Genomic DNA, 23,746 nt, shown 5'->3' with positions numbered 1-23,746 from the left:
GGCATTTGATCATGGAAAAGTTCGCTTTTATTTTTCCGGGACAAGGAACACAGTTTATACAGATGGGCAAATCGTTTTTTGATCACTACTCGATCTCGAAACAGACATTCGAGGAAGCGAGCGATGTTTCGGGAATCGATGTCGCCAATCTATGTTTTAACGGAAGCGTGAGCAGCATTAATGAATTTTCCAATATGCAGCTTGCTATTTTAACGACCGAGATTGCGATATTTAGAGCGTACATGGAGGATTATGGGGTTTACCCTCAATTTGCAGTAGGCCACAGTATTGGCGAATATGCCGCTCTTGTGAGTGCCGGGGCTGTAACTTTCAGGGATGCGATTGCAATCATGATGAAAAGGGGGGAATTAATAAACGGAGTAGTTCAAAAAGATATAGGTCATATGGCCATCATCGAACAATCCAAACAGGAAATCATAGAAGAGTGTATCAGAGCGGCCAATGCGGAGGGGAGCGTATTTATTTCATGCTTCAACTCAAATAGTCAATACGCGATAAGCGGCTTAAATGAGAAACTTGAAGCGGTCGAACAGCAACTGCTTGATAAAGAGGCCATGGTATCCCCGCTTTTCAGCAGTCCGCCGATTCATTGTCCGATCATGAACGAAATTTGTATGGAGTATTTGGAGTATATTAGCGGTTTTGAATTTTATCCGTTTAGATTTCCTGTTATATCCAACTATACCGGTAATCCTTTATCGGACCCGAATAAAATTGCTAAAAGTTTGACTTATCACTTAATTTCTCCGGTTCTGTTTACTTCAGCCCTTCATCTCTTCCGGCGATTTGGCGTTACGGCGACGATTGAAATGAGCCCTAAGCTGCTATTATCCGAATTTATTAAGGAGAATCTGCCGAACTTGAAAACCTATTGTTATGGCTTGATCAATGACAAGCACAAGCTGGATGTTTTGTTTACATCCGACCCGAATTTCGCTAAAGATCTGCCCAATTTTGCCGGAAGATGCCTTAGCATTTTAGTTTCTACAGAGAACAAGAACACGGATCACAATGAATACAAGGAAGTTGTTAAAATCTATGAAAAGCTCAAAGAGAAATACAATGCGACATCTAAGCATAGAGACGGTGTAAAAAGCGAGATACAGGCCGAAATGCTTGATATGTTGATTGCGGCGTTGCGAATCAAAAAGCTTGACCCGAGACAAATCAGAAATTGCGTAAAAACGTTATTGGATGAAACCAATTCTTTCTATCATTTTACCAAAGTATTTCAGACTCTGTAGAAAGCGGGATCATGTCATGAAAAATAACCATATCGATCATTCGCCTTATAAAGAAGATGATATAGCGGTTATTGGCATAGGATTGCAAATAGCCGGCACCAACAATCTGGATGAATTTTGGGAAGTTTTTGAAAATAATATAGACCTCATCAGGGATCTTCCGCAAGGCCGCCAAGATGATTTGCAAGAGCTTGCCCACATCTATACGTTGATGATGCCGAATTCCAACAGTAAAATATCATACAACAAGGCTGGATATTTGGAGCGTATAGACGAATTCGACTATGAGTTTTTCAAACTCCCGCCTATAGAGGCACAAGTCATGGATCCTATACAACGGATATTGCTGCAGACCATTTTCCATGCATTCGACGATGCTGGCTACACATCGGAAATGTTGAACGGTTCCAAAACCGGTATTTTTATCGGTTATACCCCTGGCTCTACGAAAGATAATTATTCCACGAATATTTTCCATAATAATCCTGAATTGATCAAGTATTCAAATGTAGGCAATATGCCTTGCATGGTGCCTTCCCGCGCATCGTACCTATTAAATTTGAAAGGGCCGACGATGGTTATTGACTCCGCGTGTTCTTCATCTCTGGTGGCCATTCATGATGCATGCGTAAGCATCAAAAATGGCACATGTTCCATGGCGATCGCCGGCGGCATCAGACTGCATTCGTTTCCAATTGCCTATGATGATATGAATGTAGGCTTTGAAACGGATGATAGTAAAACCAGAACCTTTGACAATACGGCCAGCGGAGCGGCAATAGGAGAAGGATCTGCGGTTGTTTTATTGAAATCGTTAAAAGCAGCGGAACAAGACAAAGATCATATTTATGCGGTAATCAAGGGCAGCGCGATTAATAATGATGGCGCGTCTGCAAGCATTACGGCTCCAAATCCCGCCGCTCAGGCCAATGTTATTTTGGATGCCCTGCAGTCGTCCGGAATTTCCCCTGAAGAGATCGACTATATTGAGACGCACGGCACGGCAACCGCGCTTGGAGATCCGATTGAATTTCGAGGTCTTACGAGCGCATTTGAGAAGTATACGGATAAAAGGCAATTCTGCGGATTGAGCTCATCGAAAAGCAATATCGGACATTTATATGAAGCTGCCGGAGTTGCTTCTTTTATTAAGGCGCTTGCCGCCATTAAGAATAAAAAGATACCGGGAGCAAGCCACTTCAACATTCCTAACCTAAAGATTGATTTTTGTGATTCTCCCTTCTACATAAACACTACTACGAAAGACTGGAATAAGAATGGCTTAAGGGTTTGCGGGGTCAGCGCCTTTGGCATCAGCGGTACAAATTGTCATGTTATTGTGCAGGAATATGAAAATAACCTTGAGGATCTGCAACTGACCGGACAGCATGTACTCGGAATTTCGGCAAAGTCATCCGAAAGCTTGGTTTCTTTGTGCAAACAATACAAAGAATATTTGGAAAAAAGCGATGTTGATGCGAATCTTTTTGCCGTTAATGCAAATTTGTACAGAACCCATTACGCCAAAAGACTGGCTGTCGTATTTTCCAATCGAAATGACTTGGTTGGCATTTTACATCGGTTGGCCGACTGCGGTCCAAGCGAATGGAACCGTCTGCCGGGAGTGTACTACGACCATGAGCACACATCGCAACAAATTGATTATGGTCAAGTTCGATTGACGGTAAAGCGCTGCAATGCCAACATCGCCACCTGTTTGGCAGGCAATCCAACCGATGTTTTGCACGATGAAATCCGTTCCGATTTTGAATTTATAGCTAGTGTATACAGTTATGGTGCTAAATTAGACTGGAGCTCGCTCTACAAAGGGTTCGAACCCAGACATATCACAATTCCCCCCTACCCTTTTAAGAGAAGCCGTTGCTGGCTGCCCAAAAAGGAGAAAAAGAAAAACTGGAACGAATTGGCGGACCAATTGAATGCCCTTAAATATGATAGCGAAGCCATCCCTTTCTCTCCTGCCTCTATCCCTGCTTCTTCCGATTTGTTTTACAAAAGAATCTTTGTGGAAGCGCAACCGATTGAGAAGAACGTTGAGCTGGGAAGATGCTTGTTCATTCACCTGTCAGATGATTCTGTTGAACAACTGTACGAAGGTTTGCAGCAGCGTTTTTTTGACGTAGAGCGGATTTCCATAGATACTGCGGAAGCGAAGAGGATCGGTCTTGAAAAATATTTTGGACAGCTGTATAGGAGAATCTCCTTTAAGGATCTTTCGCACATTGTAATTGCCGATTTGTTTGGCACAAAAGAAGATTGGCTCCCGGAAGAATTGCTCCATATGCAAAACGTGATGTTATTAGGCATTGTAGGCCTATACCGCGAATTTTCAAATTACGAGAATCTTTTAAAAGTCGTTCCTGTCCTGAACAATTGTTTCCGGGTTACAGGGGAAGAGGCTTATTTGAACCCGAATGGTTCGCCCGTTTTCGGCCTGTGCAAATCCTTTAATCGTATGTTTAAAAATATTGCTTCATGCTGTATTGACAAGGACCCTGGCACGAGTTGGATTAGGATCGTCGATGAAATTTGTTCTGTCTCCAAAAAGGATATTGTGGCTTACCGCAATAATAAACGTTTCTGCGAAGGCCTGCAGGAAGCGGAAATCGCCGCGGATAGCAAGCAGCTCGTGGTTAAAGATCAAGGAGTGTACTTGATAAGCGGCGGGTTGGGTGGAATAGGCTCTGAAACTGCAATGGAAATAGCCGGTCGGGCCAAATCGGTTTCTATCATTCTTGTTGGCCGCACGCCGCTGCCCGAACAATCGGAATGGGATTCGATACTGCGAAGCCATCCGGGAAGCGATTTGGCGGAGAAGATTGAGCGGCTTCGCTTGCTCAAAGCTAAAGCTGGGCATGTGGATTATTTCGCCCTGGATATTGCGGATGCCGATGCGCTGCAATCTGTTATTCGCACAGTACATGCGAAGTTTGGGAAGCTTAACGGAATCGTCCACAGTGCAGGGATCAGCGGAGGCATTACGTTCGAACAGCTGAACGAAGAGCATTTCACAAATATACTAAAGCCCAAGGTGATAGGGACTTATAATCTGGACCATGCTACAAGAGATCAGAACCTGGATTTCTTTCTTATGTTCTCAAGTATTTCCACTATTTTTAGCAGTGCCGATCTGCCGGGTTATATCGCAGGGAATATTTATTTGGATAGCTATAGCGAATACCGCAATAAAGCAACCGGAAGCAAAAGCATTACCGTAAACTGGGCTACGTGGTCGGAAATAGGGATGGCAGTCAAGTCCAACTTTACAATTGATACGTTATTTCAGACTATAAAGATCAAAGAAGCCATCGGCGCGTTGTTTACGGTGCTGCAAAACGATAGCGGTTCTGTTGTAATAGCTCGCTTAAATCTGAAAGACAAAATTTCCATGCTGTTAAAGACGTACCCCATGCAGTTATCTCCCCGAATTTTGGAGGCTTTGCATGCGGAGACTTATGATAACGCTGGTTCCGCGAAATCGAATCCTGCCATCCATAGTGAAACATATGCAAATGTAGAAGAAACTCTTATTAGAGTATGCTGCAAAAATCTTGGCTATGAAGATATTCAGGTTCATCAAAATTTCTTTGAATTGGGTGCCAATTCGATCTTGTTATCGATTATTTATAAAGATCTGAATGAGCTGTTTCCCGGGATTTTGCAGGTAACCGACCTGTTCTCCTATCCGACTGTCAGTTTATTGGCAGAACATATCAGCAATAAAATAGCTCAGGATGGTGCTGCTGCACAACCGGAAAGCGAAGAGACTGAGTTTAAGGTGACTGAACCCGCTTTTCTAGAACCTGCCTTTATAGAGGCGCATGGTGCTGCGCCCAGCCCAGTCAATTTGAATCCTGTTAAAGCTGCTTCCAGGGAAGCTATGTCTGTGGAGAACGATGACGGCAGTGTCGCCATTATCGGTGTTGGATTAGAGCTTCCGGCCTGCAACAACTTAGATAGTTATTGGGAAGTTCTAGTTAATGGGATTAACGTTGTCCGCGATATCCCGGCCGAACGATCCGTTGATATCACGAATCATCTGCTTTCCCGGGAATTTGACGAAAGTCGCATTCGATTTCGGAAATGCGGGTATTTAGATGAAGTTAACAAATTCGATCACGCTTTTTTCGGGATATCGCCTCGTGATGCCGCGCTGCTTGATCCGGTCTTGCGAATCTTTTTGCAGTGCTGTTCCAATGCAATTGATGATGCCGGCTATGGCGCGGACGGTGTGAAAGGCACGAATACCGGGATATTCCTCGGGTATACGGCCAATCTTGGAAATGCATATAACAGACTCTTGTATGAAGTCGATCCAAAGCTGTTCAATGATGCTTTGCCGATTGGCCAGGTCAGTATGACAGCCAGCAGAGCCGCGTATGTATTTGATTTAAAAGGCCCCAGTATGGTCATCGATACAGCTTGTTCGTCGTCCCTGGTTGCGCTGCATATGGCGTGTGAGCAGATTCGATTCGGCAAATGTGAAATGGCACTGGCAGGAGGGGCATCCCTTATGGCCATTCCTCTTGACGATGGAAGCGGCGTAGGCTTCGAATCCCCGGAAGAAAAAACACGGGCATTTTCCGATCATGCAAGCGGATCGGCTATAGCGGAAGGGGTTGGGGTCGTTTTACTCAAATCACTGAAGAAGGCTCAGCAAGACGGCGACTCCATTTATGCTGTTATTAAAGGAAGTGCGATTAATCAGGATGGGAGCTCCTTCGGGATTGCCGCGCCAAATTACCTGGCACAATCCGAAGCCATTAAACAGGCATGGCACGATGCCGGTGTGACGGCAGCCGATATCAGCTATATGGAAGCCCATGGCACAGGTACTCAGCTTGGCGATCCCATTGAGATTAGAGGAATTCGTCACGCGTTTGAAACCTTTACCGAGCATAAACAAATTTGTGGCGTAGGTTCTGTTAAAACCAATTTGGGGCACGCCAATGAAGCCGCGGGTATGTGCGGACTGTTCAAATGCATATTAACGCTCCAAAACAAACTCATACCGCCAACCCTCCATTTTCAATCGCCAAACCCAAATATCGACTTTATTAATTCTCCATTATACATTGTGGATAAAGTGACCCCGCTTAAGGCAAAAGGGGATAAGGCGATCATCGGGATCAGCGGTTTTGGAATGAGCGGCACAAATGCTCACATTATTCTGGAAGAAGCGCCGAAAGCCGTTAACGCAAATGCCGGCAGCGGCAAACAGTCCCTAATTTTTACAGTGTCGGCCAAAACGGAACAGGCAGTTTTTCAATTAATCGACCGGTACAGATCTTATTTGCTTGAACATAAGAATGAGAACCTTCTGGATTTAACCTGCACGCTGAATATTGGAAGAAAGCATTACTCACATCGGTTAGCCTTTATTTATCATAATCAAAATGAGCTGGTAAGCAAGCTGACAGAACTAACTCATTGCGAATCGTTCCATGAGATAAAACATGATTGGTGTTATGCTGGCCATTATTCGATTGTTCCCGAGAGCAAGAAGGAAAAATATTCCTATGAGATTACTTCTAAGGAACAGCAAAAGCTAACGGAAGAAGCAAACCGTCACTGCGCAAATATAGGAAATCAAAATGACTCCGGTTTGCAGGCAATTTGCAACTGCTATATCAAAGGGGCAAACATCGCATGGGGAGTTTTGTATAACGAACCCTATCGGAAGCTCCATCTGCCCACCTATCCCTATGCTAGACATCATGCCTGGTACCAAATCCCGGCGAAGGACAGGAAGATCGGCGCGGAGAAAAGCACAGAGGAAAGTTTATACGATCATTTCTTCCACCATAAAAGATGGGTCGTTCAAGATAAGATTGCTATCAAAATGCCCCAAAAAGACGAAGTCTGCGTGATCGTCCACTGCGACAACAAGGGGAATTTCATCCTTTCGCAAAGGTTAAGGGAAAAAGGGGTAAGAGTCGTTGAAGTTTTTGCCGCGCATGATTCCTTTTGCCAAATAGATAAGGATACGTATCAGATTGAAAACAATGTCGACCAGTTCAAGGAATTATTTTCGCAGCTATCCGATATGAAAATCTGTAAAATTGTTCATATGGGCGCTTATCGGGATAAAGAGCCTAAAAACGCCGATGAATTATACGGGGAATTCGAATATGGCTTTTTCAATGCTGTGAACTTGGTAAAAGGTCTTGTAAAGGCTCGTCTTGACCAAGATATTAAGCTTGTGCTCGTCGCCTCAAATGCAAGTCGGATATTCGGGCAAGAACAGCGAACCCTGCCTCACAGTGCGACAGTCCTGAGCCTTGGCAAGATTATTGAGCAAGAGAACCCAAGTATAAGCTGTCGTGCGATCGATACGGATATGGAAACAACCATCGATCACATTGCGGATCAGCTTTTTGCAGACCACAACATGTATTTGGTTGGTTTGCGCCAAGGACAAAGTTATATTGAGGAGTTCGATGCGGTAGATGTTAAACCGGAAACTGCAAATCGGATTGTCAATGGAGGGACCTATATAATTACGGGCGGCACCTCCGGAATTGGCGTGCAAAATGCAAAGCTGTTTAGCCGGCAAGCCAATTGCAATCTGATTCTTCTAAGCAGAAAAGGGTTTCCTGATGAATCGCTATGGGAAAGTTACCAAGAGAAAGAGGGATATAGGGACAATATTAAAGACTTCAAAGAGATAAAAATGAATGGCTCTGCACTAGAATTTATCAAGTGTGATATCAGTAAAGCGGACGATGTGCAGAACATGCTGGAATCCGTACGTGCAAAGTATAAACAAATAAACGGCATCGTTCATTGCGCCGGTGTAGTCGAACCGAGTTTCATTCTACGGAAATCAAAAGAAAGTTACATGTCCGTATTCGCTCCAAAAGTGCTGGGGACCTGGAACTTGGATAAATTTACGCAGCAGGATCAGTTGGATTTCATATTGCTGCATTCATCCAATGTTACTGATGCAGGTGAACCGGGACAAAGCTGTTATATGGCCGCAAACGCATTTTTGGATTCCTATACGGATTACTTGAATGCGCAAGGCAGGAATACTTACACGGTCAACTGGGTTGCTTGGAAAGAAACGGGGATGGCTCATCATACAGGCACTAATGTAGACACGGTCACTAAAGCCATATCCAACCAAGAAGCGACGAATGCCCTTAACCAACTGCTCAGAAGTAAACCGCAGCGTGTTGTGATCGGTCAGTTTAACGAAAAGGTTGACATGGTATCCTTTTTGAGGAATAGCCGTCATGCTGTGGCTCCAAGTTTTACAGCGAAAATCTTTAAATTTACTTACAAAAGACAGGTTGACGAGGTTGCAGCGGCAAAGAATGCCGTTATGGCAGCGCCTCCGACCATTTTGCAAGAGAAGAGCCATGTCAGCAGTTCCGGCAAGGAAATCAAATTGACTGGAAATGTGGAAGACCGTTACACGCCTGTCGAGAAGCAAATCGGAAAAGTTTATTGCGACATTTTGGGGTATGAAGAAGCCGATATTTATGAGGGATTCTTCGAAATGGGCGGCGACTCCATTCTCCTTACGGAAATGCATGATACCATTAACAAGCTGTATCCCAATATTGTCAAGATTGCGGATTTATTCGAATTTGATTCCATTCACAGTCTAGCCGAATATATTTCGAAACGAATCAAAAAAGAAGAAATTCCAGAAAAAGTTGAACCGGCAAATGCAAAGGAGATCAAACTGAAAGGAAATATCGAGGGAGTTTATTCGCCCGTCGAAAAGAAGATCGGTGAAGTGTACTGTACGATTCTAGGGTATGATGAAGTGGATATTTATGAAGGCTTTTTTGAAATGGGCGGCGATTCCATTCTCCTTACAGAAATGCACGATATTATTAATAAGCTGTATCCGAATATAGTCAAAATCGCTGATTTGTTTGAATTTGATTCTATCCAAAGCCTCTCCGCGTACATTGCTTCCCGCAAAGAAAAAATGGAAAACGCCAAAAAGGCCGAAGATTCAGACAGGAATCAAAAAGAACAAACGGCGAGTGCTGCTTATTATGATATGAGCAATCCACAAGAAAGGATTTATTTTGATTATCGGCTAGCGCACAATAAAAATGTCTATAATATCGGGTTCGTATCGGACAAATCAGGAGATGAGTACGAGGATTTAGTTATTAATGCAAACAAATTTATTGGCCAGTTCGACATGTTAAGAACGACTTTTAAAACGGTAAACAAAAAATTGGTGCAGGTCGTCAATCCGATGAAGCCCATCGAAATTCAACGAGTGAAAGTCGATTCAGCGGCGAATATTGACTATACGAAATACCTGAAAACGTTCAAGCTCAGCGAGTACCCGTTGTTTAATCTGACTCTGTTTGAGGCTCCTGATAAAAAACTGTTATTCTTTGATTTCCACCATATTCTGCTGGACGGGTATTCTACAACTATTCTTCAGGAACATATGGAGGCCTTTGGAACGAATGACTTACCCGGCAACCCTCTATGCCCTTATTCGAAGTATGTTGAGTTTGAAAAGATTTTCTATACTTCCAATGAGTACAAAGACATGGGTAATTATTGGAAAGACCAGCTTAGCGGATTTGATTTTACAAATCCATTCGAAAGCAAGCAAGCAGACGAACATGCTTATGGGCATACTTCAATCGAATTAAGTTCGGAGCTTGCCGATGCGATGTTGGAGTTTGCCAAGTCAAGAAAGACCACGATTTTTAATATCTTCTTAGGCGTATATATGCTGTCGCTTGCCCAAATTACAAAAAAGAAAGATATTTCGATTCTTACGCCTGTGTTAAACAGATATGTACCGGAATTTAAACATTCGATAGGCGTCTTTACAAACCTGATTCCAATCAGAGTAGAATTGCAGCCCGAACAGTCGTTAGACGACTATATGAAAAATGTGACGAAAACAACGATAGGAGGACTTAAAAATCAATTTTATCAGTACAACCATCTAATTGGGGATTTAAAAAGCTCAAAACCTGAGTTCTTCTTTTATATGGATTTCGAAGATAACTCATTGAAAAAGTACAGAAGCACGGAGGACATCCCGTACGCTGTCAATATTCCAAAGTTTACGTTGGATCTGGAGATTAAGAACTTTAATCAAATCTATCATGTTTCCGCCTCATATAAAAAGAATTATGTAGACGATGCAGAAGCAGCGGCGATTCTTGATTTGCTGGTAAAAAATTTAGCGGAAAATTTCCGGAATGACAAATTTCATCAAACCTTGGACACCTTCCTCGATCAATGATTGGACTAAATGACTTGACGAGCTCCTTACAAGGGGAACATACAGGGAATGTTCCTGCATGTTCCCAAGGGCTCGATTTGATGGGGCCCACGCTTATTAGGAGGCTGACTGAGTGAAGATTAGAATCGTAAAGAATCTGATAAGTTTGTTTAAATTGGTGTTTATAAATAATAAATTTTACTTACTCGTTTCTTTTATACATATTGTCTGTAATGCTGTTGCGCCTTTTATTACAATCATCTACTTTAAATATTTAATTGATGCTATTCAATTTGACCACGGACTGCTTTATATATGTAAAATTACTCTGGCGATGCTCATTGCTAATCTCGTTGTAACGAATGCTCAGATTTATACTAAAAGCGCAACGACGCTGCATTCCAAATGGCTGCTCGTTCCGCTGACTGCAATGTTTTGCAAGAAATCGATTGATATGGACTATAAATACACAGAAGATCAATCCATTATTCAGGAGATGAATCGGGCTTCTTTTGTACTCGCAAATGGCGATAATTTGGAAAGGTATTTAGCGGCGGTAAACGGCATTTTTATTGCTATCGCACAATTGGGTTTTATTACTTATTTAGCGTCGCTGTTAAATCCATTCATGATCATCATCGTATTGGCAGTTTCCCTTATAAATACGTTTATCAGCTTAAAGATACAAAATAAGAATTATCAAATTCACAGAGAAGCTTTACCCATCGACAGGAAATGGCGTTACATTATTAATCTCGCTACCGAGCTAAAGTTTGCGAAGGAAATAAGATTATTCGGATTGAAAGATTTTGTTACCCGAAAAGGAGATGAAAACAGAAATGAATATTTCTCGTTTTTTGATAGAACAATCAAAAATGAAAGGAAGGGACTGCTGGGCAGTACATTTATAAATATAACCCAGGAGATCACAATCCTCGTTATTCTTGTGTTTTCGGTAATTTTCAAAGGACTGACTATAGGGAACTTCATTGTTCTGATGAACGGGATCAGACAATTCAGCGATAGCTTTCGGGCATTGTTCGACCATATCGTGAATCTATACAACATAAACAATTATATTGACGATTTCTTTGTTTTTTTGGGACGTAGAAGCGAACTTAGGGAGAGTTCAAAAAAAATAAAAATAGAACCGGGGAGTCCGCCAGGGAAGTTTGAGCTTATCGATGTTTCTTTTCATTACCCCAATAACCCCAGGTTGATTGTGAAAAATATTAATTTGACCATTGAGCCCGGCGAGTGTCTTGTAATCGTAGGCGAAAACGGAGCGGGTAAAACAACCTTGATCAAGCTTCTGATGCGGCTGTACGACGTAACGTCCGGAGCTATACTCTATAACGGCATTAATATAAAAGATTACGACTATGACAGCTATATGGACGCCTTATCGACCGTCTTTCAGGACTTTAAAATTTTTGCAATCAGTGTATACGAAAATATTACTTTTAAAGATAAGACCGAATATGACCCTCTTGTTCATTCTTTACTTAGTCAAAACAATCTGTCGGAAAAAATTCAGTCTCTTCTTTATCGGGAAAGAACCATTTTATCAAGAAGGTTTGATAGTGACGGTGTAGAGCTTTCAGGAGGACAAGCCCAAAAGCTGGCTTTTTGCCGAGCGATGTACAAGAACAGTCCTGTTTTGATTTTGGATGAGCCAAGCGCCAGTTTGTCTCCGATCGCCGAAAACGAAATGTACATTACATTCTCAAAAATAATAAAGGACAAGACGACCATCTTTATCTCGCATCGTTTGAGCAGTTCGTCCATTAGCGATAAAATTTGTGTGCTTGATGACGGGGAAATTGTGGAATACGGAACGCACAAGGAACTCTTGAATAAAAATGGCCTATATCAAGGTATGTACGAAATACAGTCACGCTACTACAAAGAAATTCTATAGACAATGTCATCATGTCACACTAGTTGGAGCGGAGGGAAGCTGCTTGGGGAAATTACTTGACAGAACGAAAGAGATGATACGGTATTTTTGGAATATCTATCTTCTGTACAGGAAGATAGGGTCATTTGATAAAATTTACATTTTGAATAGTGTGTTCATTGTAGGGGTGAGAGCGATTCATCCCTTTAACAGTGTTTTTTTCTTAAAATGGATTGTAGATGAATTAACCGGACAAGCAAGATGGACACATACACTCTTGTATGTAGGTCTGATGTGTCTCATTGAACTATCGCTGCGTTCCATAGACGGCGTGTTTTGGACATACGAGCAAAAGAAAATCCTGCGATTTAAGACAATCTTTCTAGAAGAAATCAATTTGAAAACAATGAGTTTATCCTATCAGCAAATTGAAGACCCCAAGATTATCGATAGCAGGCAAAAAGCGATGGAAATTTTTTATCCCGGGCAAGCCCATTTTATGGATTTGAAAAATACAATCATCGATTCCAAGCAGCTCTTTGCCAATACACTACAGCTTTTTGGCGTTATTAGCATTCTTCTTACGTTTGGACCTTATGTTTTTATCGTATTGTTATTCACCTATTTTGTTAGTGTGATCCTGAATACGATTGCGGCAGACAAAGAATTCCAAGTATGGAGCCATTCCTTGGTGAATATCGGCCGCAGAATCGGTTATTTTCAGGAGCTTTCCACTGACTTTGCTTATGCCAAAGAAATGAGGATTAATAAATTAGGCCAGTGGATCGTCGACAAGATGCATTATTATTTCAATTATATGAAGAGAGATGTAACGAAAGCCGTTCATGCATTTACTTTAATGAGCATCCTTTCGAATACGTTACAAGTACTCATAAATGGAGCCGTTTATTTTTATATCGGATGGCTTGCTTTCCACAAAGTTATTTCGCTGTCGGAGATTGTGGTTTATATTACCAGCTTAGGTGTCTTCGTGGCCGCTCTATTCGGTATATCAGCTTGCATCATCTCCCTTCAAAAGGCCGGAATGCATCTTTCAACCTATTTTGCCTATTTGAAAACAATCACATCGAATGAATTGGGTCAAACAGATGCCGGATATATTTCCGATTATAGATTGGATTCCGCTCAGCTTGAAATCGAATTTGTTGATGTGTGGTTTAAATACCCGGAGCAAGATCATTACACCATAAAAAATTTAAACCTGACGATCTTCGCCAATGAGAAATTGGCAATTGTAGGTGAAAACGGCGCGGGTAAAACAACACTGATCAAGCTGTTGTTAAGGTTCTATAGGCCGACGAAAGGGCAGATTTTCATGAATGGGATCGACATTCATCGCATCACCCTTGACGATTATATGAAAAATATTACAGCCGTGTTTCAGGACTTCAACATATTAAACTTTTCACTTCTGGATAATATTGTGTTTGATAAAAAATATAATGAGGAAGAAATTACGGAGATCATTGACAATCTGAATTTGAATAAAACCGTTGAGAATTCGCCGAAGCATATGCATACGGAGCTTGGACGTCTTTTTAATCAGGACGGAATCGAGTTATCAGGCGGGCAGCAGCAGAAGCTGGCCATTGCTCGAGCGCTGTTTAAAAATTGTTCGCTCATTATTTTGGATGAACCCACCGCGATGCTTTCACCAAAGGCGGAATATGAGATCTATTCCAATTTTGCCGGACTTACCAAAGATAAAACAACCGTCTATATTTCCCACCGCATGTCCAGCTGCCGATTCTGCAATCGTATCGCAGTTATGAAATTGGGCGAGATGGTCGAGTTGGGGAATCATGGGCAGCTGATGAATGAGCAGGGCGAATATTACAAGCTGTACACAACGCAAGCGGAATTTTATAAAAACTTAGAGGTTTCTTAACAGTCAGTAAGTCTTAATTCATAAGAGGTGAGTCAGTCATGGTTAATAGAGGGAAGGCCGCATGTCTCTTTGGGGGGCAAGGTTCACAACATATTGGTATGGGAAAAGATTTTTATGATCTGGATGACGACTGCCGTCAATTATTTAAAACTTCCAGCAGCGTAATGGGCTACGATATGGCTGAGTTGTGTTTCTACGGACAAGAAGAAACATTCGCTCAGGAAATCTACTCTCTGCCCAGCATGTTGGTGATTGATTTATGTGCCTTCACAGTGGCTATCAAGCGGGGATATGCTTTTCAGGCATTAGCAGGCTTCTCGCTTGGTGAATACGCTGCATTAGCAGCTGCGCAAGTTGTCTCGACACGCGACGCGTTTGAGCTTGTAAAGCAGCTGATCATAGCTTCGGAATCGGATTTGAAAGACGACTCCTATGGCATGGCTGCTGTGAACATGTCGGCGGAAATGTGCGAGCTTATTTGCGCTTCGGTTCAAAATGGCTACGTCAGACTGGCAAATTACAATTCGAAAAATCAAGTTACTATAGCCGGCAACATGAAGGGACTGGACGCTTTTCGCAGGATTGCACAGGAAATGGATGTGAAGGTGATCCCAATAAAAGTAAATCGACCCTATCATTGCAGCCTTATGGAGCCTGCCGCGAACATGTATAGCAATGAAATAAAAAACATCAAGTTCACCGAACCTGCCATTCCCATATATTTAAATGTAAACGGCGAAGCAGAGACAAATGCAGCCGAAATAAAATCAAAAGTAGTGAAACAATTATATTCACCTGTTTTATGGACGAAAACATTGGAAAATTTGCGTTTGGCCGGCTTCGAGTACTACGTTGAATGCGGGCTAAATAGTGTATTGTCCCGGATGGCTAGAGATACGTTGGGAGTCGAAAGGGAAAAGACTGTATTTGTAAGAACAAGCTAATTTAAAATCCATGTCAACGCTTTGTATAAGAAGAAATGAGGTGGACTTATTGTTTATAGAAAAAAAATCAAATCAAATCTTGGATGGTAATTTCCTGGGAAATACGACCGTATACGGATTGTTTGAAAAAATGGCCAATAAGGTTCCTGATCATACGGCTATTATGTTTAAGGAGAAAACGATTTCATACAGCGAACTGCTGAATAAAGTAAAGCGCATTGCCTATAGATTGAAAATCGAAAAAGTGAACAAAAAAGATACAGTTGCAATCATGATGAGAAGATCGGTAGACGTTGTTGCAGGCATCCTGGCCGTTTTAAAAGCGGGCGCGGCTTTTCTTCCGATTGATCCGGAATACCCGGAACAAAGAAGGGAATACATGCTGGCAGACAGTAATGCATCCTTATTGATAACAGATTCAATGACGGCGGAAAAAGCCGGTCAAATAAAGGTCTTATGTGTGGATGAACCGGGCGGCTATGAATTTGAACAAGATGGAAGTATAAGTGAAGAACCGCTGTCTGATGATTTGGCTTATATCATATATACATCGGGTTCAACGGGAAAGCCTAAAGGGGTAATGATTGAGCACAAGTCAGTCGTAAATTTTATTAACGGGATTACGGAGTTAATTGATTTTGCGGAAGGAAAGAAAATTCTCGCGCTGACGACAATATCATTCGACATTTTTGTGTTGGAAGTGCTGCTGCCCCTAACCAAAGGATTGACGGTAGTTTTGGCGGATGAAGATACGCAAAAAAATCCTAAACTGCTTGCCGATACCATAGTTCATAGCTGTATTGATATGCTGCAAATAACGCCATCCATGATGCAATTGTTGATCAATCATAATGAAAAGCAGCTCGGGTGTCTTCGAAACCTGAAGGAGATCATGATTGGGGGTGAAGCATTGCCACAGTTATTATTGGACAAGATCAGAGGAAACACAAATGCAAGAATTTATAATATGTATGGACCGACAGAAACAACAGTATGGTCCACGGTAAGCGATTTAACCGAGAAAAACAATATTGATATCGGCAAACCCATCCTCCATACAAAAATCTATATTTTGGACGAAAATGATCATATTGTTGAGGAAGGTCAAGAAGGGGAGCTGTGCATAGGAGGGCTCGGTCTTGCAAGGGGTTATTTAAACAGGCCGGAGCTTACATTGGAGCGATTTGTTGCAGACCCCCATGTTTCAGGCGAAAGAATGTACAAGACTGGGGACCGGGTCAAATTGCTTGCAGACGGAAATATACAATATCTCGGAAGAATAGATAATCAAGTGAAAATAAGAGGGCATAGGATTGAGCTGGAAGAAATCGAGTCTGCCCTGTTACAAAATGGATCTATTCGCCAGGCTGCAGTTTCCTCATGGCAGGACAAGGAAAGCCATAGTTATTTATGCGCCTATTATTTATCTGATCATGATCTCTTGTCTGCAGATTTGAGAGAATTTTTGGGGCATATTTTACCTGACTATATGATTCCTTCCTATTTTTTCAAACTTGATAACATGCCCTATACCCTAAACGGGAAAATAGACAGAAAAGCTTTGCCGGCAACCGAATATATGGCTTTCATGGCGCAAGAACATGCAGCGGCTCAAATGATTGAGGATACAAACCTATTATCAAAGATCAAAGAGATTATAAATTCAAATTTGGAAGTTGCTGTTCCATTGGAAAGGATAGATTTACAAAGCCAATTGACAGACTTTGGGCTGCACTCCATTCTTTTCATTAAAATGCTTGTTTCAATAGAGACTGAATTTGACTTTGAGTTTGAAACTGAATATATTCATATGAATAAATTTCCGACGGTTCAAAGTTTAGTTTCGTATGTGGAAAGCAGAGTGTTAATTTAAAGGCTGGAGGGGCTATATGGAAAAAAAATTAGAAATGACTTATCCAACTATCACCTCGTACCCCAGAAATGCAAATATGATTTCGATACTTTCTCACCACAGTTCCTTTAAAAACTGGTTGTATTCCAATCATATCCAGCTTCACATCAGCAAAGAAAAAGAAATGAATTACTATTGGTTAATGTTTTACCAGCCGCTTGCACGAATCCATTATCCTTTAATTAATCGGCAATACCTCAAACGCGAACTGCTCCAGGATCATAACATTGATATACTGGAATTAATCACAAAATCGATTGATAAGTCCGGATATATTTATTTATGTGTAGATACATTTTATATTCCTGCTTACCCGCTATTTCAAAAGAACCACTATTTCCATGACCTCTTTATTTTCGGATATAATCTAACCAACCAAATATTTTACGTCGCCGATTTTTTTAAGGATGGCCGGTATTCGTATGAAACTATAACCTTTACAGATTTTTTAAATGCGTTCAAAAGCGATTTCAAAGATTCTAATTCAGAAAATTTCGATGTGCAAATATTGCATGTTGATTACCAGAAAACATATACACTGGATATCCCGTTCATAATTGAAGAACTAATCGGTTATTTGAATTCCGTTAATTCTTCCAATAAATACAAAATGATCACGGAGCCGCTTCATGATACCGAGTTTATATTTGGTTTAAACATTTACCCTATATTAATAAAAAGCGCTGACGATAGGCAAAGTTATCATTGGCTTATGAAGGCGATTCATGTTCTATACGACCATAAAAAGCTTATGGCTGAGCGAGTTAGTTATTTTATGGAGAACAACATTATCCATGATAAATTTTTAAAGGAATCTTTTGAAAATATAAAAGTACTTGCAGAAGTCACTCGAAATATGTGTATAAAATACTCTTTGGTTCAAGATGAAAAAATGAAAGATCACGTTATCGCGAATCTACATGATATTTGTGCTAAAGAGAAAAAAAATATAGAAAGTTTAATATTTGAATTGAAACTCTCTATGGAAACAAACTCCTGAGTGAATGCCAATAGATGCTCGCCCATTTTGGGGCGGGCGTTTTTATTTAACGGGTTATCGCGGCTGCTGACGCCACTGCCAGCCGCCGCGATAACATGCATTACAACAGCTTGGTCACAATCCTTCGATAATTTTCGAATTCGCTTGTACTGCTAATTTGCTGGCACATTTCCAGCGACAATAGCGCGCTTTCAATTAAAAAAACTCTAGGTTCCTTGCTGACAAAGAGTTCTTCTTGAATAAAATGCACAAACTTCAAACACGTGGAAGCCTGCAATTGGTCATTTGCCAAATTTTTGTCAATAATCTTTCTGAAATTGAGTGTCGCCAGTGAAAATTGACTGTTGAAATAATCGTCTTCATCCGAATCGGGAGAGAGTTTATGAATATCTTCAGGGGAGAAGATTTGATCTCCTCTAGCACTCACATCGTCCAAAATCGATTGGACAGACTGAACCGCATATTCGATTAATTTCGTAAATCCGACGTGGGCCTTGATTGTTTTGTTAAAGCGAAGCAGGGTATGCATGATGCCGGTAAAAAGTATGGCGCAATCCAGTAAATAAGGTTTTTTGTCCTCGGCAAATATGTCTTGAAACCGGTCATGTACCCAATTTATAAATTTGAAATTGATTTTTCTAATAAAGTCGGTAAGTTCGGGCTCATTGGAAACAAGAGCATCCTCAAGGATAAGCGTGCTTTTGCTTTCGTTGTTTAATTCCAGCGATATAATCACTTGTTTGGCAAATATATGAATATCAGCAGGATCCTCCCCAATGAGCTGAGCTTCTCTTTCTTCTTCAAGTTTTTTGAAAACAGATGTAAATACCGCCTTCAAAAGCTCCCCCTTGGAAGCAAAGTAATTATAAAAAGATCCCTTCGAGATCTCGCTATGATGAATAATCTCTTGAATGGATGTCGCATGATATCCGTTTGCCTGGAACAATTCATAAGCCTTTTGAATGACACGTTCTTTACGCTTATTCACGTTTGATGATCAGCTCCTCAATCACGTACTCTTCTTTAAGTAGATTATCACACTTGGACTATAATCTCAATTTTGAACACCGAGTAAAATTTTTCTTGAATATGATTCGAAAAGAGGCTATATTTCTAAGTATAACGATTGCCCAAAATTATACCTCAAGTCCATTTTGTAGGGAGGGAACTCAACGACATGCCGGCCTTTATGAATATGGGGTCAACAAAAACCGTTAAGCATTTCACTAAGACGATAAAGGTAGAGAGAACATGAAGAAAAAATTGATCCTGTACGTTATTTTGAGCGTTTCTTTATTGGTTGGATTAGGGGGAGGCTCTTATTACTGGTATCAAGTGAATTATTTTATTAAAACCGAGGATGCCAGAGTAGCCGGAGATATGTATCGGATTATCCCGCGTTTAACGGGAAAGCTTCATTCCCTTCAGGTTGCGGAAGGCGAAAACGTGATGCAGAACCAAATCGTCGGCCAGCAGGACTTTGTTAATTTGTCGGCAAGTTTGCTTGATCAGGCGGTATTGCGCACGTCATCGAACGGAACGGTGGTCAAAATCAATGCGAAACCCGGTGAAGTGGTTTCCGCCGGACAAACGGTAGCTACGGTAGTAAACAAGCAAAATTTGTACATTACCGCCAACATCAAAGAGGATAGCATTCGCCGGGTATTTATAGGGCAGGATGCCGAGTTTACAATAGACGCTTTTCCGGGAGTCACATTCACGGGAAAGGTGAAAGAGATCGGGGAGGCTACCGCAGCGGCCTTCTCATCCACGGCTTCCTCTTCCGGAAACTTTACGAAGGTTACGCAAATTTTTGCCGTCAAAATTTCTATCGATGACCAGCAAGAACTGAATATCATACCAGGCATGAGCTCGGTGGTAAAAGTTCATCTATAGAAGAGGGTGGGGAGAAAAACGATGTCTGTAGATCAATTAGAAGAGATCCCGGCAGTTGTGGAGGGAGAAAAAAAAGAAGCGAACTTCTGGCTTCCGCTTGTCGCTATTATTTTGGCCACTTTCTTATCGGTGTTAAGCAGCAGCTTGGTCAGTGTGGCATTGACCAAATTGTCTCTCGTATTCGGCGTTCCGACCAGCACGGTGCAGTGGGTGGCAACCGGTTTTATGCTTGCTTCCGCTGTGGTGATTCCTGCAAGCAGTTATCTCAGCACCAGGTTCGGCAGCAAACAAGTGCTGGTTGTGTCGGTGGCAGGCTTCACAATTGGTTCTTTGTTATGCGGATTTGCGTGGAATGATACGAGTTTGATTGCTTTTCGTATTTTTCAAGGTTTCACGGGCGGCTTCATCATGCCGATCGGCATGTCTGTCATATACAGCATCGTACCGCGCCAACAGATCGGCTTAGCCATGGGCGTATGGGGCATTGCGGCGATGGTAGCTCCTGCCTTGGGGCCTACCTTGGGCGGATACATTATTCAATATTTTAGCTGGAGATTATTGTTTTTGATTAATGTTCCCATAGGCTTGATAGCTTTGGCGGCTTGCTACTTTCTGATCAAGGACGTTTCGGCGAAGGAAAAAGGCAAAAAGTTCGATTTCACCGGGGCCATCTTCTCCGTCTCATTTTTTGGCACCGTGCTGTTCGCCATAAGTAAAGCTCCGACCGAGGGCTGGACATCTTTTTATATACTGAGCTTATTTTTTGTGGCTGCTGTCAGTTTGGCTTTACTCTTATGGGCGGAGCTTACTAAAGAGCGGCCGCTGATGAACTTGTTCGTGTTAACCAATATTAAATTCTCCTCCAGCGTGCTAATATCCGGGCTTGTCCAGATGTCCATGATGGGCAGCACCTTCCTGATGCCGATTTATTTGCAAAATATATTATCCTTGAACGCCATGGAGGCCGGGATCCTGCTCCTGCCTCAAGCGATAGTTATGGCTCTTATGATGCCGATCAGCGGCAAGTTTTTGGACAAATTGGGAATTCTGCCTTTAGGCATGACCGGTTTAGCGATCCTGGGCATAACTACATTAAAGCTTTATTCATTAACAGCCGATACGCCTTTATCTTGGGTGAACACGATTTTGATCATAAGGTCTGTCGGTATCGGACTTTGCTTGATGCCGATTAGTACGGTCGGCATGATGGATGTTCCGAAAGACCAAATCTCGGATGCCTCGTCGTTATCGAACGTATTGCGGCAGGTTATGTCTTCGATGGGGATTGCGCTGTTAACGGGTATCATGAGCAGCCGCCAATATTTCCATTTCTTTAGAATGACCGAAAATGTCCCGTCGACATCCGATAGTGCGAATCAATTCATTTCGGCAATAAGCGGTATGCTGGGTCAAAGAGGGCTGGACCTGTCCGCCGCCCGCACAGTAGCCATGACTCAATTTTCGGGCATTTTGCAGAAAGAGGCGATGGTCCGCTCGATCGCAGATACTTTCTTTCTCTCTGCTTTGCCGGCTTTTATTTGCATCCCGTTACTGTTATTGCTGATTCTTAAGAAAAAGCCGGATGAGCCGCTCGTACAAAAAGCTTAATACGGGGAAACGCATGAACAAACACAAAGACCGCATGTTGGAGGGGAAGAAATGAAGCGCAAGCTGATTCTGTATGTTATTTTAGCTGTCATAGTTCTTAGCGGCGGTGGCATTAGTTATTATTACTGGTACCAAAACGCAAACTTTGTGAGCACGGAGGATGCGCGGATTTCGGGGGATCTGTACCGGGTGATGCCCCGGATTTCCGGTAAAATCAATTCATTAGGCGTGAAGATAGGCGATGCGGTAATTGCAGATCAAATCGTCGGCCAGCAGGATATAACGAATCTGTCCAACAATTTGCTGGATCAAGCGGCACTGCGCGCTCCCATTAGCGGAACGGTTATCCAGACATCGGCCAAGGTGGGGGAAGTCGTATCCCCCGGGCAATCCGTTGCGGTGATCGTCAATAAGAGCTCGCTTTACGTATCGGCGGAAATTGAGGAGACCAACATCAATAAAATACATATCGGCCAACCGGTTTCGTTCAAGCTGGATACTTACGAAGGGGCTGAATTTCAAGGCAAAGTGAAAGAGATCGGTCAAGCGACGGCTTCAACCTTCTCCCTGCTTCCTGTGACCAGTACGAGCGGTAACTTCACCAAGGTTACACAGCGTGTCAATATAAAAATTTCCATAGACGATCAAAAAGGGTTCGATCTGTCGCCCGGCATGAATGCGATCGTCAAAGTTAATATCAAAGGGGAGTAAGGTGAATAGAGATGAGAAAACATTTGAACGTGCTTTTATCATTAAGTATACTGGCGGGATCTATGGCGGTCGTTAGCGGTTGCAGCTCTTCTTCGGCAGGCGCATCCGTGCAGCCGCAGCTTCCTTCGGTGAAGGTTACCACACTGGGAGGCGTGAGTGCTGCAGGAGCAAGCGGCAAAATTGCAGCCGACCAAACCGTGCAAGTGGTTTCCAAAATCAGCGGTAAAGCAGTGAGTGTCAACGCGGAGGAAGGCGCGAAAGTGAAGAAAGGCGATGTGCTCGTTCAACTGGAGACCGACGATCTGTCCGAGCAATTCGATCAGGCGCAGGCGGGATTTGCCGCATCGCAAGCGAAGCTCGCAGATACGGAAGCCGGCGCACGTTCGCAGGATGTTCGCGCTGCTGGGGCGGCAGTGGAGCAGGCCAAGGCTGCAATCACACAGGCGGCGGCAGGGGTCGATCAGGCGCAGGCGGCGCTTGATTTGGTGACGAAGGGCTACAATCAGGCGCGGAATTATTTTGAACAAGGTGAAGTCACCGAAGAAGGACGAGATAAAGCGGCGCTCGATTATGAGAAAGCAAAATCGGCTCATTCCACCGCCCTGGCGCAGCAGCAATCCGCGAATGCGCAGCTTTCTTCCGCTCAAGCAAAGCTGGATTTGTTGAAGGAAGGGGCGACGGCAAACACCCTTGACGCTTTGCGGGCGGACGTAATGCGCACGGAGGCGGCAATGAACATTGCCCGGCATGCCCTAGATAATGCGGCAATCGCAGCCCCGATCGACGGGGTGATTGTCCGGAAAAACGTTCATGCCGGCGAGATGGCACAGGCCGGAGGCGCTTTATATACCATAGTAAATATGGATCAAGTGAAGGTGGAAGTGAGTGTGCCTGAGAATATGGTTGCTTCCATCCAGCAGGGATCTAAGGCAGCAGTCACATTGCCGAGCATTCCTGGCAGAACTTTTGAAGGGACAGTATCTTTCGTAAGTCCAGTCTCGGATACGAATAACAATACATTCCCGGTTAAATTGTCGGTAACGAATACGGACGGAGCGCTGCATGCCGGAGCGGTTGCCGTAGTTGCCTTCGGCAGTACTCCAGGTGAGGCTGGGACCCGTCTGGAGATTCCGAAGACAGCGGTCATTACGAAAGACGGCAAATCGATCGTTTACAAGCTCGACGGAGATATTGTTCATCCTGTTGAGCTGACAACGGAAGTGAAAAATGAGGATTGGCTTTATTTGACCGGAGCCGCAGGACTCAAGAACAGCGATAAGATCGTTCTAAATCCTTCCGATAAGCTGACTGACGGCACCAAAGTACATGCGGAATAATCCCCTTAATAAGAAAGGAACTT

The 23,746-nt window shown here is 42.7% G+C and carries 12 protein-coding genes; 11 read left to right on the top strand and 1 reads right to left on the bottom strand.

The window, feature by feature from the left end:
* Positions 1–11: 11 nt before the first annotated feature.
* From AC6RNO_RS13120 to AC6RNO_RS13090, 7 genes are all read left to right on the top strand, one after another.
* A complete protein-coding gene (locus tag AC6RNO_RS13120; protein ID WP_497105698.1) occupies positions 12–1,265 on the top strand; it encodes an acyltransferase domain-containing protein in 1,254 nt (417 codons plus the stop codon).
* A gap of 16 nt (positions 1,266–1,281) precedes the next feature.
* Entirely contained in the window at positions 1,282–10,527 is a 9,246-nt protein-coding gene (locus AC6RNO_RS13115) for an SDR family NAD(P)-dependent oxidoreductase (protein WP_497105697.1), read from the top strand.
* A gap of 112 nt (positions 10,528–10,639) precedes the next feature.
* Positions 10,640–12,427: an ABC transporter ATP-binding protein gene (locus tag AC6RNO_RS13110; RefSeq protein WP_488436325.1), complete on the top strand. Its 1,788-nt coding sequence runs from the start codon at positions 10,640–10,642 to the stop codon at positions 12,425–12,427.
* Between the two features lie 43 nt (positions 12,428–12,470).
* The gene (locus AC6RNO_RS13105) at positions 12,471–14,315 is read left to right on the top strand and encodes an ATP-binding cassette domain-containing protein (RefSeq protein ID WP_497105696.1); all 1,845 of its coding nucleotides are present in this window, start codon (positions 12,471–12,473) and stop codon (positions 14,313–14,315) included.
* Positions 14,316–14,353: 38 nt separating this feature from the next.
* Positions 14,354–15,259 carry an ACP S-malonyltransferase gene (locus tag AC6RNO_RS13100; protein WP_474681247.1) on the top strand — a complete coding sequence of 302 codons (906 nt, stop codon included), beginning with the start codon at positions 14,354–14,356 and terminating at the stop codon, positions 15,257–15,259.
* Positions 15,260–15,308: 49 nt separating this feature from the next.
* The gene (locus AC6RNO_RS13095) at positions 15,309–17,132 is read left to right on the top strand and encodes a non-ribosomal peptide synthetase (RefSeq protein ID WP_488436328.1); all 1,824 of its coding nucleotides are present in this window, start codon (positions 15,309–15,311) and stop codon (positions 17,130–17,132) included.
* Between the two features lie 16 nt (positions 17,133–17,148).
* Complete coding sequence (locus AC6RNO_RS13090; protein WP_497105695.1) at positions 17,149–18,171, top strand: hypothetical protein; 1,023 nt, start codon at positions 17,149–17,151, stop codon at positions 18,169–18,171.
* 100 nt (positions 18,172–18,271) lie between these two features.
* Here the strand turns inward: AC6RNO_RS13090 and AC6RNO_RS13085 are convergent, their stop codons facing one another.
* Positions 18,272–19,159 (bottom strand): TetR/AcrR family transcriptional regulator, encoded by an 888-nt coding sequence (locus tag AC6RNO_RS13085; RefSeq protein ID WP_488436330.1) that lies wholly within the window; start codon positions 19,157–19,159, stop codon positions 18,272–18,274.
* A gap of 263 nt (positions 19,160–19,422) precedes the next feature.
* On the opposite strand from AC6RNO_RS13085, the gene AC6RNO_RS13080 reads away from it, so the two are divergent.
* From AC6RNO_RS13080 to AC6RNO_RS13065, 4 genes are read left to right on the top strand one after another with little or no spacing between them, the layout of a single operon-like run.
* On the top strand, positions 19,423–20,067 hold the full coding sequence (locus AC6RNO_RS13080; protein WP_488436331.1) for an HlyD family secretion protein: 645 nt from the start codon (positions 19,423–19,425) through the stop codon (positions 20,065–20,067).
* A 21-nt stretch (positions 20,068–20,088) separates the two neighbouring features.
* Complete coding sequence (locus AC6RNO_RS13075; RefSeq protein WP_497105694.1) at positions 20,089–21,675, top strand: DHA2 family efflux MFS transporter permease subunit; 1,587 nt, start codon at positions 20,089–20,091, stop codon at positions 21,673–21,675.
* 51 nt (positions 21,676–21,726) lie between these two features.
* Positions 21,727–22,386: an HlyD family secretion protein gene (locus AC6RNO_RS13070; protein WP_474681241.1), complete on the top strand. Its 660-nt coding sequence runs from the start codon at positions 21,727–21,729 to the stop codon at positions 22,384–22,386.
* 11 nt (positions 22,387–22,397) lie between these two features.
* Positions 22,398–23,723, top strand: coding sequence for an efflux RND transporter periplasmic adaptor subunit (locus AC6RNO_RS13065; protein ID WP_497105693.1), 1,326 nt, complete (start codon positions 22,398–22,400; stop codon positions 23,721–23,723).
* Positions 23,724–23,746 lie beyond the last annotated feature (23 nt).

It is taken from the genome of Paenibacillus sp. sgz302190 (assembly GCF_059820445.1).
Note: the sequence above shows the minus strand (reverse complement) of the source record. Positions and strands in the feature narration are given on the sequence as shown.